Annotated in this window: 6 protein-coding genes; all 6 read left to right on the top strand. The window is 75.4% G+C overall.

The window, feature by feature from the left end:
- Positions 1 to 5,243 (top strand): type I polyketide synthase (locus ACGFWJ_RS35010; RefSeq protein ID WP_392956711.1); only part of this gene is annotated, 5,243 nt, incomplete at its 5' end.
- A 31-nt stretch (positions 5,244 to 5,274) separates the two neighbouring features.
- Positions 5,275 to 11,541, top strand: a complete 6,267-nt coding sequence (locus ACGFWJ_RS35005) for a type I polyketide synthase (protein WP_392956709.1) — start codon at positions 5,275 to 5,277, stop codon at positions 11,539 to 11,541.
- Between the two features lie 17 nt (positions 11,542 to 11,558).
- On the top strand, positions 11,559 to 12,428 hold the full coding sequence (locus ACGFWJ_RS35000; protein ID WP_392956707.1) for a 3-hydroxyacyl-CoA dehydrogenase family protein: 870 nt from the start codon (positions 11,559 to 11,561) through the stop codon (positions 12,426 to 12,428).
- A 68-nt stretch (positions 12,429 to 12,496) separates the two neighbouring features.
- Entirely contained in the window at positions 12,497 to 12,778 is a 282-nt protein-coding gene (locus ACGFWJ_RS34995) for an acyl carrier protein (protein ID WP_392956705.1), read from the top strand.
- Positions 12,771 to 13,886, top strand: coding sequence for an acyl-CoA dehydrogenase family protein (locus ACGFWJ_RS34990; RefSeq protein WP_392956703.1), 1,116 nt, complete (start codon positions 12,771 to 12,773; stop codon positions 13,884 to 13,886). Before ACGFWJ_RS34995 ends, ACGFWJ_RS34990 begins: the two co-directional genes overlap by 8 nt.
- Positions 13,887 to 13,921: 35 nt before the next feature.
- Positions 13,922 to 15,022: an HAD-IIIC family phosphatase gene (locus tag ACGFWJ_RS34985; protein WP_387641615.1), complete on the top strand. Its 1,101-nt coding sequence runs from the start codon at positions 13,922 to 13,924 to the stop codon at positions 15,020 to 15,022.
- Positions 15,023 to 15,070 lie beyond the last annotated feature (48 nt).

Raw genomic sequence — 15,070 nt, 5'->3', positions numbered from 1 at the left:
CCGACTTCGACGCCGAGTTCTTCGGCATCTCGCCGCGCGAGGCCCTCGCCATGGACCCGCAGCAGCGGCTGCTGCTGGAGACCACCTGGGAGGCGATCGAACGCGCCGCCATCGACCCGGCCACCCTGCGCGGCAGCCGCACCGGAGTGTTCACCGGCGTCAACTACGCCGACTACGCGGCCGTCGTCGCCCAGTCCGAGGAAGGAGACGGCCATCTGCTCACCGGCAGCGCGCCCAGCGTGGTCTCCGGCCGGGTCGCCTACACCCTGGGCCTCGAAGGCCCCGCGGTGACCGTCGACACGGCCTGCTCCTCCTCCCTGGTCGCCATGCACTACGCCGGCCGCGCGCTGCGCGGCGGCGACTGCTCGCTCGCCCTGGTCGGCGGCGTCGCCGTGATGGCCACCCCCGGTGCCCTGATCAGCTTCTCCCGTCAGCGGGGACTCGCCGAGGACGGCCGCTGCAAGGCCTTCTCGGACGACGCGGACGGCATGGGCATGGGCGAAGGGGTCGGCGTCCTGCTGCTGGAGCGGCTGTCGGACGCCCGCCGCAACGGACACCCGGTACTGGCGGTGGTACGCGGCTCCGCCATCAACCAGGACGGTGCCAGCAACGGACTCTCCGCCCCCAACGGCCCCTCGCAGCAGCGGGTGATCCGGGCGGCGCTGGCGGACGCCGGGCTGACCGCGTCCGACGTGGACGTGGTGGAGGCGCACGGCACCGGCACCACCCTCGGCGACCCCATCGAAGCCCAGGCCCTGCTGGCCACCTACGGCCAGGACCGGCCCGCCGACCGGCCCCTGCTGGTCGGCTCCCTCAAGTCCAACCTCGGCCACGCCCAGGCGGCATCGGGTGTGTCGGGAGTCATCAAGACGGTGCTGTCCATGCAGCACGGGCAGGTGCCCCGCACCCTGCACGTCGGCAGGCCATCCGGCCACGTCGACTGGACGCGCGGAGCGCTGGCCCTCGCGACCGAGCAGCAGCCCTGGCCCCTCCACGGCCGCCCCTTCCGGGCCGGAGTGTCCTCCTTCGGCCTGAGCGGCACCAACGTCCACACCATCCTCGAGCACGCCCCGCTGGACGACGACGGCCCGCCGGCCGAGCGCACCCCCGCCTCGGCGGTGCCCTGGCTGCTGTCGGCGAAGAGCCCACAGGCACTGCGCGCCCAGGCCGACCGGCTGCGCCGCCACCTGGACGGCAGCCCCGGCTCCGACCCGCGCGACATCGGCTTCGCTCTGTACGGGCGCACCGCCTTCGAGTACCGGAAGGCACTGGTCGGGGACCGGGACCAGCTCCACACCCTGCTGGGCCGGATGGCCGACGACGACTCGGGAGCGTGGGACGGCGGTCGCCCGGTCGACGGTCGGGTGGCGCTGGTGTTCCCGGGTCAGGGTTCGCAGTGGGTCGGGATGGCGGTGGAGCTGCTGGGCGAGTCGGAGGTGTTCGCCGGGCGGATGGCGGAGTGCGAGCGGGCGCTGGCGCCGTACGTGGATTGGTCGTTGGCGGAGGCGCTGGGTTCGGAGTCCCTGCTGGCGCGGGTGGATGTGGTGCAGCCGGTGCTGTGGGCGGTGATGGTGTCGCTGGCGGAGGTGTGGCGTTCGTTCGGCGTGGTTCCGGACGCGGTGGTGGGCCACTCGCAGGGCGAGATCGCGGCCGCCGTGGTGGCGGGTGGTCTGAGTCTGGAGGACGGGGCGCGGGTGGTCGCGTTGCGTTCCCTGGCGATCCGCGCGCTGGCGGGGCGTGGCGGTATGGCGTCGGTGCCGCTGCCGGCGGACGTGGTGCGCGAACGGATGGGCCGGTTGTCGGTGGCGGCGGTCAACGGTCCGTCGTCGACGGTGGTGTCGGGTGACGCGGACGCGGTCGCGGAACTGGTCGAGACCCTGGTGGGGGAGGGGGTGCGGGCGCGGCTGATCGAGGTCGATTACGCGTCGCACTCCGCGCATGTGGAGGAGGTCCGCGAGCAGCTGCTGGCCGACCTGGACGGGATCGTGCCGGTTTCGGGTGGGGTGCCGTTCTTCTCGACGGTGACGGGTGGCTGGCTGGACACGAAGTCCCTGGACACCGAGTACTGGTACCGCAACCTCCGGGAGACCGTCGAGTTCGGGAAGGCCACCGAGGTGCTGCTGGGGGAGGGTTTCCGGTTCTTCGTCGAGTCGAGCCCGCACGCGGTGCTGGGCGTGGCGGTGGGGGAGTCGGTGGAGGCGGCGGGTGCGGATGCCGTGGTGCTGGGGACCTTGCGTCGCGGGGAGGGCGGCCCGGCGCAGGTGCTGCGCGCGGTGGGCCGCGGCTGGGAGCGCGGGTTGGGGGTGGACTGGTCGGGGGCGTTCCCGGGGGCGCGGCGCGTCGAACTGCCGACGTACGCCTTCCAGCGCACCCGATACTGGCCCGAGCCGGCGCCCGCCACGGCGGCCGATGTGGGCTCGGCGGGGCTCGACCCGGCCGACCACCCCATTCTCGGGGCGGCCATCGAGCTGGCCGACACGGGTGAACTGCTGCTCAGCGGCCGGATCTCGCTGCGCACCCACCCCTGGCTCGCCGACCACGCCGTGGCCGGTGCGGTCCTGCTGCCCGGCGCGGCCTTCGCGGAGCTTGCCGTACGTGCCGCGGACGAGGCCGGATGCCACGCGGTGGAGGAACTGACGCTCCAGCAGCCGCTGTTGATATCCGCCGACACCGCCGTCCGCGTGCAAGTACGGGTCGGCGCCGCAGACGCGGACGGCGGCCGTTCGCTGGACCTGTTCTCCTGCCGGGAGGACGCGGCCACCCCGCACTGGACCGCGCACGCGACCGGCCGGCTCACCGCCGACGCCACTACCCGCGAACCGTCGCCCGCACCCGTACCGGCCGACGCCGGTGTCTGGCCGCCGCCCGGTGCCGTCCCGATCCCCGTCGACGACCTGTACGAGCGGTTCGACGCCTCCGGTTACGGCTACGGACCCGCCTTCCGCGGGCTCACCACCGCCTGGCGCCGGGGCGACGAGATCTTCACCGAGGTGCGTCTGCCCGAGGACCGGAACCGGTCCGCCTCCGCGTTCGGCGTGCACCCCGCGCTCCTGGACGCCGCCCTCCAGGGGCTGTTCCTGAGCGCCCAGCCGGAGACCGGGCCGGGTCCGGACCGGCCCTCCGCCGGACTGCCGTTCTCCTGGAACGGGGTCAGGCTGCACGCCTCCGGAGCCACCGCGCTCAGGGTGCGGCTCGGCTTCCGGCCGGACGGATCGGTGTCGATCGAGGCGACCGACCCGCACGGCCTCCCGGTCGTGTCGGTCGAGGCGCTCGCCGTCCGCCCGATCGACCTGGACGCCCTCCGCCCCGGCGGCGGCCCGGAGTCCCTCTACCGGCTGCAGTGGTCGGCGGCGCCCGCCACCGCAGCCGCCGACCTCCTCGGAGGCTGGGCCGTCCTCGGTGGCCGGGAACTCTTCCCGGACAGCCATCCGGACCTGGCCGCGCTCGGTGCCGCACTGGACGGGGGAGCGCCGTCGCCCGCCGCAGTCCTGGCCTGGTGCGACCACGCCCCGCGCCTGCAGTCCCCGCCCGACGCCGCCTCCGTGCACACCGCGCTGGACGACGCCCTGCGGCTCGTCCAGGACTGGCTGGCCGACGACCGCTTCGCCGACTCGCGCCTGGTGCTCGTCACCCGGGGCGCGGTCTCCACGGAGGCCGGTGAGGAGGTCACCGACCTCACCGGCGCCGCGGTCCGCGGCCTCGTCCGCTCCGCCCAGTCCGAGCACCCGGACCGCTTCCTGCTGATCGACACCGACGACCCGGCCGCCGTGACCGACCTGCTGCCCCAGGCACTGGCCGGAACGGAACCCCAGCTGGCGATCCGCGCCGGACGGCTCCTCGCCGCCCGCCTCACCAGGGCCGCCGTCGCCACGGACCCGGGCCCGGACGCACCGTCCGGTATCGGCGCGGCCGGCGGAACCGTCCTCGTCACCGGGGCCGGCGGCGCGCTCGGCGGCCTGGTGGCCCAGCACCTCGTGACCGCGCACGGCGTACGGAATCTGCTGCTCGTCGGCAGGCGCGGCGCGGACGCCCCGGGCCTGGCCGACCTCGCCGCCGAACTGCGCGGACACGGCGCCCGGGTGGACGTGGAGGCCTGTGACGTCGCCGACCGGGACGCGCTCGCCGCCCTGCTCGCCGGCATCCCCGCCGACCGTCCGCTGAGTGCGGTCGTCCACGCGGCCGGCGTCCTGGACGACGGGACGGTCGAGTCGCTGACCCCCGACCGGATGCGCCACGTCCTGCGGCCCAAGGTCGACGCGGCCCTCAACCTGCACGCCCTCACCCGTGAGCTGCCGCTGTCGGCCTTCGTCCTCTTCTCCTCCGCGTCCGCCACGGTCGGCAACGCAGGGCAGGGCAACTACGCGGCCGCCAACGCCTTCCTCGACGCGCTCGCCCAGCACCGGCGTGCCCTGCACCTGCCCGCCCAGTCGCTCGCCTGGGGCCTGTGGGCGCAGCGCAGCACCATGACCGGCACGCTCAGCGCCACCGACCTGCGGCGGATGTCCCGGGGCGGCACCGCGGCCATCGGCAGCGAAGAGGGCCTGGCCCTGTTCGACGCGGCGCTCGCCCTGGACGAACCGCTGCTCGTCCCGGTCAAGATCGATCTCGGCCGGCTCCGGACGGCGGCCCGGACCGGGCCCGTCCCGGCCCTGCTCTCCGCGCTGGTCCCCGGGGCCGCACGCCGCCCCGCCTCCGGGGCGGACGCCGCCGAAGCGGACTCGCTGCGCCGCCGGCTGACCGACCTCACCCCGGAGGAGCGCCTCGCCACCCTGCTCGACCTGGTGCGGAGCCGGGCCGCCGACGTCCTCGGCCACGGCGGAGCGGGGGCCGTCGAGCCGGACCAGGCGTTCAAGGACCTCGGCTTCGACTCGCTCACCTCCGTCGAACTCCGCAACCGGCTCGGCGCCGCCACCGGCCGCCGGCTGCCCGCGACCCTGGTCTTCGACCACCCCACCCCGGCCGCCGTCGCCGCCTATCTCGCCGGGCGCCTGGTCCCCGACGGCCCGGGCGGCCCCGCCACCGGGAAGAGCACCAGGACGCCGGACCGCGCGGACCACGAGATCAGCTCCCTGCTCGCCGCGATCCCACCCGCCGCCCTGCGCCGGGCGGGCCTGCTCGACGCGCTGCTGGACCTCGCCGACCGACCGGACGCACCGGAGACGCCGGCTCCCGCCGCCGACGACATCAGTGGCATGGCCGTCGACGACCTCGTCCGGATGGCCCTGGGCGGCGAACGTGACTGACCGACAGCCGCAGAAGGAGAAGCCCAACCCCATGCCCACCGACACGGACCAGGTGGTCGCCGCCCTGCGCGCCTCGCTGCTGGACAACCAGCGCCTGCGGCAGGAGAACCGGCGGCTCCGCGACGACTCCGCCGAGCCCATCGCCATCGTGGCGATGAGCTGCCGCTACCCCGGTGGCGTGCGCACCCCGGAAGACCTGTGGGACCTGCTGGTCAAGGAGCGCGACGCGGTCTCGCCGTTCCCCGCCGACCGGGGCTGGGACGTCGAGGGCGGCTTCGACGCCGACCCCGACGCCCCGGGCACCTTCTACGTCCGCGAAGGCGGCTTCCTGCACGACGCGACCGGCTTCGACGCCGGCTTCTTCGGCATCTCCCCGCGCGAGGCCCTCGCCATGGACCCGCAGCAGCGGCTGCTGCTGGAAGCGTCCTGGGAGGCGATCGAGCGCGCGGGCATCGACCCGGCGGCCCTGCGCGGCAGCCGCACCGGCGTCTACACCGGAGTGATCTACAGCGAGTACGGGTCACGCCTCGGCCGGGTGCCCGACGAAGTGGAGGGCTTCCTCGGCACCGGCACCATCCCCAGCGTCGCCTCGGGCCGGATCGCCTACACGCTGGGCCTGGAAGGCCCGGCGGTCACCCTGGACACCGCCTGCTCGTCCTCCCTGGTCGCCGTGCACCTCGCCTGCCAGGGACTGCGCTCCGGCGACACCACCCTCGCCCTGGCCGGCGGGGTGACCGTGATGTCCACCCCCGGCCTGTACGTCGGATTCAGCCGCCAGCGCGGCCTGGCACCCGACGGGCGCAGCAAGTCCTTCTCCTCCGCGGCGGACGGCGCCGGGTTCGGGGAGGGCCTGGGCCTGCTCCTGCTGGAACGGCTCTCGGACGCCCGCCGCAACGGGCACCCGGTGCTGGCCGTCATCCGCGGCTCGGCCGTCAACCAGGACGGCGCCAGCAACGGGCTGACAGCCCCGAACGGGCCCGCGCAGCAGCGCGTCATCAACGGGGCGCTCGCCCACGCCGGACTCGCCCCGTCCGAGGTGGACATGGTGGAGGCACACGGCACCGGCACCGTCCTCGGCGACCCCATCGAGGCCCAGGCGCTGATGGCCACCTACGGGCAGGACCGGCCCGCCGGCCGGCCGCTGCGGCTGGGATCGCTGAAGTCCAACCTGTCCCACACCCAGGCCGCCGCGGGCGTCGGCGGGGTGATCAAGTCGGTGCTCGCGATCCGGCACGGCGTGATGCCGCGCACCCTGCACGTCGACCGCCCCTCGCCCCGCATCGACTGGACCGAGGGAGCCGTCTCCCTGCTCACCGAGGCCACCCCCTGGCCGGAGACGGGACGGCCGCGCCGGGCCGGGGTGTCCTCCTTCGGCGCCAGCGGGACCAACGCGCACGTCATCCTCGAGCAGGCCCCGGCCGACCCGACGGCTTCCACCGACACGCCGGTTGACCAGCCCGCCGCGGTCCCCTGGATCCTGTCGGCGCGCACCCCGGAGGCGCTGCGCGCCCAGGCGGCGGCGCTGCACGAACGGGTGACGGCGGAACCGGGCCTGAGCGTGCTGGACGTGGGCCGTTCGCTGCTGGCGGGCCGTTCGCGGTTCGCGGAGCGTGCGGTGGTGGTGGGGGCGGACCGGGACGAGCTGCTGGCCGGTCTCGCCGCCCTGTCGCGGGGCAAGGGCTCGGCGGCCGTGCCGGTCGGCGGCGGGCCGCTCCCCGGCCGTTCGGCGCTGGTGTTCCCGGGCCAGGGTTCGCAGTGGGTGGGCATGGCGGTCGAGCTGCTGGGTGAGTCGGAGGTGTTCGCCGGGCGGATGGCCGAGTGCGAGCGGGCTCTGGCGCCTTACGTGGACTGGTCGTTGGCGGAGGCGCTGGGTTCGGAGGCGCTGCTGGCGCGGGTGGATGTGGTGCAGCCGGTGCTGTGGGCGGTGATGGTGTCGCTCGCGGAGGTGTGGCGCGCGTTCGGCGTCGTTCCGGACGCCGTGGTCGGCCACTCGCAGGGCGAGATCGCGGCCGCCGTGGTGGCGGGTGGTCTGAGTCTGGAGGACGGGGCGCGGGTGGTCGCGCTGCGTTCCCGCGCGGTGGGGACGCTGGCGGGCCGGGGCGGTATGGCCTCGGTGCCCCTGCCGGTGGACGTGGTGCGCGAGCGGGTCGCGGGCCGGCTTTCGGTGGCCGCGGTCAACGGCCCGTCGTCGACAGCGGTGTCGGGCGACGCGGACGCGGTCACGGCGCTGGTGGAGGAGCTCCTGGAAGAAGGGGTGTGGGCGACTCGGATCGAAGCCGACTACGCGTCGCACTCCGCACACGTGGAGGAGATCCGCGAGCGCCTGCTCGCCGACCTGGACGGCATCGTGCCGCTGTCCGGCGCGGTGCCGTACTACTCCAGCGTGACCGGCGGCCTGCTGGACACCAAGGCCCTGGACGCCGAGTACTGGTACCGCAACCTCCGGCAGACCGTCGAGTTCGAGCAGGCCACCCGCGCGCTCCTCGCGGCCGGCCACCGCGTCTTCATCGAGTCCAGCCCCCAGCCGGCCCTGATGTACGGGATCGAGGACACGGCCGCCGACGAGGGCGCCCCGGAGACGGTGGTGCTCGACACCCTGCGGCGCGGAGCCGGAGGGCTCCGCCGGCTCCAGCTCGCCCTCGCCGGGGCACACGTCCGGGGCCTGCGCGTCGACTGGGAACGGCTGTTCGCGGGAACCGGCGCCCAGCGGGTGGACCTGCCCACCTACGCCTTCCAGCGCCGCCGTTACTGGCTCGACGCCCTGCCGGCCGACCGGGACCAGGCGGCCACCGGCCAATCCGCCGCGGACCACCCGCTGCTCGGCGCCGCGATCGAACTGCCCGACGACGCGGGCACCCTCTTCACCGGCCGGCTCTCTCCGGCCACCCACCCCTGGCTCGTCGACCACGCCGTGGCCGGAGCCGTCATCCTGCCCGGCGCGGCCCTCGTGGAGCTGGCCGCGTACGCGGGCCGCCACCACGGCTGCGCCCTCGTGGAGGAACTGACCCTCGCCGCCCCGCTGCTGCTGCCCGAAGACCACGCCGTACAGCTGCGCGTACGAGTGGGTGCCGAAGACGGCACGGGCCGGCGCCCGGTGGAGTTCCACTCCCGTCCCGAGGCCGCCCCCGGCGCCGCCGACCGGCCCTGGACCCGGCACGCGACCGGCACGGTCGGTCCCCGGGACTCCTCGGCCGATCCGGACGACATGGCCGGACCGGCCGGCGCGTGGCCCCCGCCCGGCGCCGTCCCGCTGGACGTGGAGGAGCTGTACGGGCTGCTCGAGGCCCGTGGCGTCGCCTACGGCCCGGCGTTCCGGGGCCTGCGCGCCGCCTGGCGCACCGCGGACGCGATCCACGCCGAAGTGGCCCGGCCCGACGGCCTCCCCGGCACCGGGGCGGACGGCTTCGGCGTGCACCCGGCGCTCCTGGACGCGGCCCTCCAAACGACCGGTCTGCGCGAAGGCGCCGCGACCGCGGAGCCCGCCGACGGCGTCCCCCTGCCGTTCTCCTGGCAGCGCGTCGCGATCGAAGCCTCCGACGCGCCGGTCCTGCGCGTCCGGCTGCGCCCCGACGGCCCCGACGCCGTCACCGCGCGGATCACCGATCCCTCGGGGCGCACCGTGGCGACGGTCGGCTCGCTCACCCTGCGGACGGCGTCCACCGCCGCGCTGCGGGCGTCCTCCGGCTCCGTCTTCCACGTCGGCTGGACGCCCGTCACCGCCGGGCCCGGTCCGCGCCCGGTCACCCGCTGGGGCCTCCTCGGCCCGCGGGACGAGCGGCTGCTGCCGGACGCCTTCCCCGTCGAACCCCGGTCCGCGACAGCCGACGCGGTGCTGCTGACCTGCCCGCCGTCCGTCGGCGCCCCCGCCTCGGACGCGGACCCCGCAGCGGTGCACGCGGTCGCGGCCGGGGTGCTGGACCGCCTCCAGGCCCACCTGGCCGACGACAGCACCGCCCGGACGCCCCTGGTGGTGCTCACCCGGGGAGCGACCGGCTCGCTCGGCGCGCGGCCGGCGGACCCCGGCGCGGCGGCCGTCTGGGGCATGCTCAGGGCCGCTCAGCTCGAACACCCCGACCGGTTCGTGCTGCTGGACACCGAAGGGCCGGACCAGGACGGTCTCGGCGACGCGCTCGCCGACCTCCTCGCCACCGGCGAACCGCAGGCGGCGCTGCGCGGCGGCGTCCTGTACGCCCCGCGACTGGTACGGCCCACGGCCCCCGCCCCCGCCCCCGCCCCCGCGTCCGCGATCCGGTCGGCCGGCGCGTTCGGGCCCTCCGAGGGGACGGTGCTGCTGAGCGGCGGTGGCGCCCTCGCGGCCGTCCTGGCGCGGCACCTGGTCGCCGCGCACGGGGTACGCCACCTCCTCGTGCTGAGCCGCCGCGGCGCCGACGCCCCCGGCCTGCCGGAGCTGGCGGCGGAGCTGGCCGGGGCCGGAGCCGAGGTGACCGCCCTCGCCTGCGACGTGTCCGACCGCCGGGCCCTGGCCGCCGCCCTGGCCGCCATCCCCGAGAGCCGTCCGCTGTGCGCCGTCGTGCACACCGCCGGAGTGCTCGACGACGGCCTGCTGGACGGGCTGACGGCGGAGCGGATGGCCGCCGTCCTGCGGCCCAAGTTCGATGCCGCCCGCCACCTCGACCGGCTGACGCGCGGAGCGGACCTCGCCGCGTTCGTCGTCTTCTCCTCCGCCGCCGGCGTGCTGGGCAGCCCCGGCCAGGCGTCCTACTCGGCCGCCAACGCCGCACTCGACGCCCTCGTCGCGGAACGCCGACGGCTCGGGCTCCCCGGCCTGTCCCTGGCCTGGGGGCCCTGGGAGCGGGTGAGCGGGATGACGGCGGCACTCGCCGGCCCCGACCGGCGGCGGATCGACCGGCGCGGCGCCCGCGGCCTCTCCGACGAGGAGGCCATGGCCCTGCTGGACACCGTGTGCGCCGCGGACGCCGCCCCGCCGGGAGACGGGAGCCCCGTCGTCCTGGCCCACCTCGACCTCACCGTGCGCGACGACGGCCCGGTCCACCCGATGCTGCGCTCCCTGGTCCGGCGCGGCCCGGCCGCGACGACCGGGGCGAAGGCGGCGCCGAGCGCCACCGCGGCGCTGCGGCACCGGCTCGACACCGCCGCCGACGCGCGGGAACGCGAGCTGATCCTGCGCGAACTCGTCCTCACCGAGGCCGCCGAAGTCCTCGGCCACACCGACTCGGGGGCACTGTCCGCGACAGCGCCCTTCCTCTCCGTCGGCTTCGACTCGCTGACCGCGGTCGAACTCCGCAACCGGCTGGCCGCCGCCACCGGAGTGCGGTTGCGGCCCTCCGCCGTCTTCGACAGCGGCACCCCCGCCGCGCTCGCGGCACGCCTCGCCGCCGAGGCCCGGACGGAAGACACCCCCCGGCCCGAAGCGGCACCCGTGGCCGACGCCGCTGACACCGACACCGACACCGACCCGGCGAGCGTGCTGTTCCGCCGGGCCTGCGCACTCGGCCGGGTCGACGAGGGCATCGCGCTGCTCAAGAACGCCTCCGCCCTGCGCCCGGCCTTCCACAGCGGCAGCGACCTCGCCGCCGCCGGCGCCGGCCCGCGGCTGCTGCACCTGAACGAGCGCGCCGACGCCCCCGTACTCGTCTGCTTCGGCTCCATCGTCGCCCTCGGCGGCGCCCACCAGTACGCCCGCTTCGCCTCCCGCTTCCGGGACCGCTACGCCGTCGCCGCCCTGGACGCCCCCGGGTTCACCCCCGAGGAGGAACTGCCCGCCGACATGTCGGCCCTGCTGGACTTCCAGGCGACGACCCTGCTCCGGGAACTGCCCGGACGAACGCTCGTCCTGGCCGGCTCCTCCTCCGGCGGCACGCTCGCCCACGGAGTGGCCACCGAGCTGGAGCGGCGCGGCGCGGGCCCGGCGGCCGTGGTGCTGCTGGACACCTACCTCTCCGACAACCGGGGCATCACCCAGTTCAACGACGTCCTGCTGGGCGGCATGTTCGCCCGCGAGGAGCGGGCGGCCCCGATGGACGGGACCCGGCTGACCGCGATGGGCGGCTACTTCCGGCTTCTCGACGACTGGAAGCCCCCGGCGGTCCGCGCCCCGCTGCTGCTGGTCCGCGCCTCCACCCCGCTCGGCAGCCCGTCCGCCGACGCCGGTGAGTGGCGCGCGTCCTGGGAGGGCGCCGACGCCGTCGTCGACGTTCCCGGAGACCACTTCTCGCTCATGGAGCAGCACGTCGCGACCACCGGCGACGCCGTCGCCGACTGGCTCGACGCGACCCTGCGCACCCCCGACACCTTCCGTACCCCCGACGGCCAGTGAGAACGAAGGAGAACCCGTTGACCACCGCCCCCTATGACGATTCCCCCCCGCGGCACGCCCTCACGGTGCTGGGAGCCGGGGTGATGGGCGTCGGAATCACCGTCCTCGCTCTCGGGCACGGCCTGCCGGTCCACCTGGTCGACGTCGACCGGGAACGGCTCGACCGGGCCGCGGACCTGATCGGCGGCGAACTCCGGCTGGCCGAGCTGATGGGCGCACTGCCCGCCGGGACGCCCCTCGGCACCCTGGCCACCGGCACCTCGCTCAAGGCCGCCGCCGGAGCCACCGCCGTCATCGAGGCGGTCACCGAGAACGCCGCGATCAAGGCCGCCGTCCTGTCCGAGGTCTCCGGACTGGTCCGGCCCGGCACCCTGCTGATCACCAACACCTCCTCCATCCCCGTCGACGAACTGGCCGGGGCCCTGGAACGGCCGGAGGAACTGGTCGGCACCCACTTCATGAACCCGCCCTACCTGATCGGAACCGCCGAAGTGGTCCGCGGCGCCAGGACCGGGGACTTCGCGATGGCCGCCGTGGCGGCCCTGCTCACGGCACTGCGGCGGAAGGCGGTGGTCGTCCGGGACGCGCCCGGCTTCGTGACCAGCCGCATCCTGCACCCGATGATCAACGACGCGGCCCGGGTCGTGCAGGAGGGCACGGCGACCGCCGAGGACGTCGACGCCCTGATGCAGGGCTGCCTCGGACACCCCACCGGCCCGCTGCGCACCGCGGACCTGATCGGCATCGACAACCTCGTCGACTCCCTCACCGTGCTCCACGAACGCACCGGCGACGACGGCTGCCGCCCCACCGAACTGCTGCTCCGGCTGGTCCGCGAGGGCCGGCTGGGCCGCAAGTCCGGGCGCGGCTTCTACGACTACACCTGATCATCCGACCACATCGGATCACCCCGATCACCCCGGTCACCCCGGATCACCCCGAAAAGGAGACGGCCATGAGCACGACGAACACGCCCGACACCCACGCCCTGGAGAAGGAACTGCTGGAGTTCCTGGAAGGACGCACCGGAACCGCCTGGGACGCCGACACCGACCTGTTCGACGCCGGCGGGCTGTCGTCCCTCTTCGCCATGCAGGTGGTGGTGCACCTGGAGAAGACCTACGCCATAGCCGTCCGCGGCGCGGACCTGCGGCTGGACAACTTCCGCACCGTGCGGCGGATGGCCGAGCTGGTGGCCCGGCTCCAGGAGCCCGCCGTGGGGGGCCAGCATGGGTGAGGATCTGAGCGGCGCCATGACCGCCGTCACCCTGCGGGTCGGCGACCTGGCGGGGGAGTGGGACCGGACCGGCCTCATCCCGCGGGCCCTGCTCCGCGAGCTGGGCGCCGAGGGCCGGCTGTGCGCCGAAGTCCCGTCGCAGTACGGCGGCTGGGGGCTCAGCAGCACGCACAGCGGCGCGTACACCGCCCACGTGGGCGGCCTGTGCAGCTCGCTGCGCAGCGTGATGACCTCCCAGGGCATGGCGGCGTGGACCATCCAGCGCCTGGGCACCGCCGAGCAGTCGGCCGTTCACCTCCCCCGGCTGACCGGCGGCGAGCTGGCGGCGGTCGGCTTCAGCGAGCCCGGCGCCGGCAGCGACCTCTCGGCGATGACGACGACCGTCCGCCGCGACGGCGACACGGTCGTCGTCGACGGACACAAGAAATGGGTGACCGCCGCCCACTACGCCGACCTGCTGGTCATCGTCGGCCGCTACGAGGACGGCGCGGTGGCCGTCGTGGTGCCCGCCGACGCGCCCGGCGTCCGGATCGAGCGGATCGCCGACCCGCTCGGCTGCCGCGCGGCCGGGCACGCCGACGTGCACCTCGACGGGGTGCGGCTGCCCGCCGACGCCGTCCTGGGCGGTCACGGACTGCCGCCCGCCCTGCTGGTGACGACCGCGCTGGCCTACGGGCGGATGTCCGTCGCCTGGGGGTGCGTGGGCATCCTGCGGGCCTGTCTGGCGGCGGCCGCCTCGCACGCCGCCGGACGGGAGCAGTTCGGCAAACCGCTCGCGGAGCACCAGCTCGTCGCCGGACACCTCGCCGACCTCTACACGGCCGAGCAGGTGGCCACCCGGGTCTGCGAGCACGCCAGCCGCTGCTGGGACGAAGGGTCGCCGGACCAGGTGGTGGCGACCGTGCTGGCCAAGCACGTCAGCGCGACCCAGGCCGCGCAGGCCGCGGCGACGGCCGTCCAGGTACTGGCCTCGGCCGGCTCCCGGGACGGGCACACGGTGGCCCGGGCGTACCGGGACGCCAAGATGATGGAGATCATCGAGGGCAGCAACGAGCTGTGCCGGCTGATGCTGGCGCAGCACGCCCTCTCCGCCACGGGGGCACTGTGAGCGGTCCCGCGGCCGACGAGACGAGGAAGGACGACATGGCTGAGACCGTCAAGTGCCTGGTCTGGGACCTGGACGGCACCCTCTGGCAGGGCACCCTGCTGGAGGACGGCGAGGTGCACCTGCCGGACGAGGTGCGCAAGGTGGTGATCGAGCTCGACTCCCGCGGCATCCTGCAGTCCGTCGCCAGCCGCAACGACCACGAGCACGCCTGGGCCCGGCTGGAGGCGTTCGGCCTGGCCGAGTACTTCGTCCTGCCGGAGATCGGGTGGGGCGCCAAGTCCGAGTCGGTGCGCCGGATCGCCGACCGGCTGAACTTCGCGCACACGACCATCGCCTTCGTCGACGACCGGCCCGCCGAACGCGCCGAAGTGGCCTTCCACCTGCCCGACGTCCGCTGCTACCCGGCCGAGCAGGTCCTCGACCTCCCCGAACTCGCCGAGTTCACCCCCGCGACCAGCACCGTCGACTCCCGGCGGCGGCGCCAGATGTACCAGGCGGGCTTCCGCCGCGAGGCCGAGCGGGCGGCCGCCCCCGGCCCCGACGAGGAGTTCCTGCGCTCCCTGGACCTGCGGATGCGCATCGGCCGGGCCACCGGCGAGGAGCTGTCCCGGGTCGAGGAACTCACCCTGCGCACCAGCCAGATGAACGCGACCGGGGTCCACTACCCGGACGCGGTGCTGCGCGGCCTGATCACCGACCCCCGGCACGAGGTCCTGGTGGTCACCCTCACCGACCGGTTCGGCCCGCACGGCGCGGTCGGCGTCCTGCTGCTGGAGCGGCACCCGGGCCTGTGGCACCTCAAGCTGCTCGCCACCTCCTGCCGGGTCGTCGCCTACGGCGCCGGCGCGACCCTGCTGAACTGGCTGGCCGACGCCGCCGCCCGGGCCGGGGTCCACCTGGTCGCGGACTTCCGGGCGACCGAACGCAACCGGATGATGGAGATCGCCTACCGGTTCGCGGGCTTCGAGGGCCTGGACGAGGCCCCGTGCCCGTGCGCCGACGTCCTCGCGCCGGCCCCGGAGGACACCGGACTCCAGCGCCTGCACCTGGTCCCCGGCCCGCGCGTGGTGTCCACCGTCATCAGCGTGGACGCACCCGACCTGACCACGCCGGAAGGGGGCCCGGGAACACCGTGACGGCCGCGGGCCCGGCGCTCCTGGGAGCGCCGGACCCCGGCCCGCTGC

It is taken from the genome of Kitasatospora sp. NPDC048407 (assembly GCF_043200475.1).
Taxonomy (GTDB): Bacteria; Actinomycetota; Actinomycetes; order Streptomycetales; family Streptomycetaceae; genus Kitasatospora.
Note: the sequence above shows the minus strand (reverse complement) of the source record. Positions and strands in the feature narration are given on the sequence as shown.

Coding starts and splice junctions, on each gene's coding strand:
- ACGFWJ_RS34995 (WP_392956705.1), top strand. CDS start 12,497: ATGAGCACGACGAACACGCCCGACACCCACGCCCTGGAGAAGGAACTG.
- ACGFWJ_RS34990 (WP_392956703.1), top strand. CDS start 12,771: ATGGGTGAGGATCTGAGCGGCGCCATGACCGCCGTCACCCTGCGGGTC.
- ACGFWJ_RS34985 (WP_387641615.1), top strand. CDS start 13,922: ATGGCTGAGACCGTCAAGTGCCTGGTCTGGGACCTGGACGGCACCCTC.
- ACGFWJ_RS35005 (WP_392956709.1), top strand. CDS start 5,275: ATGCCCACCGACACGGACCAGGTGGTCGCCGCCCTGCGCGCCTCGCTG.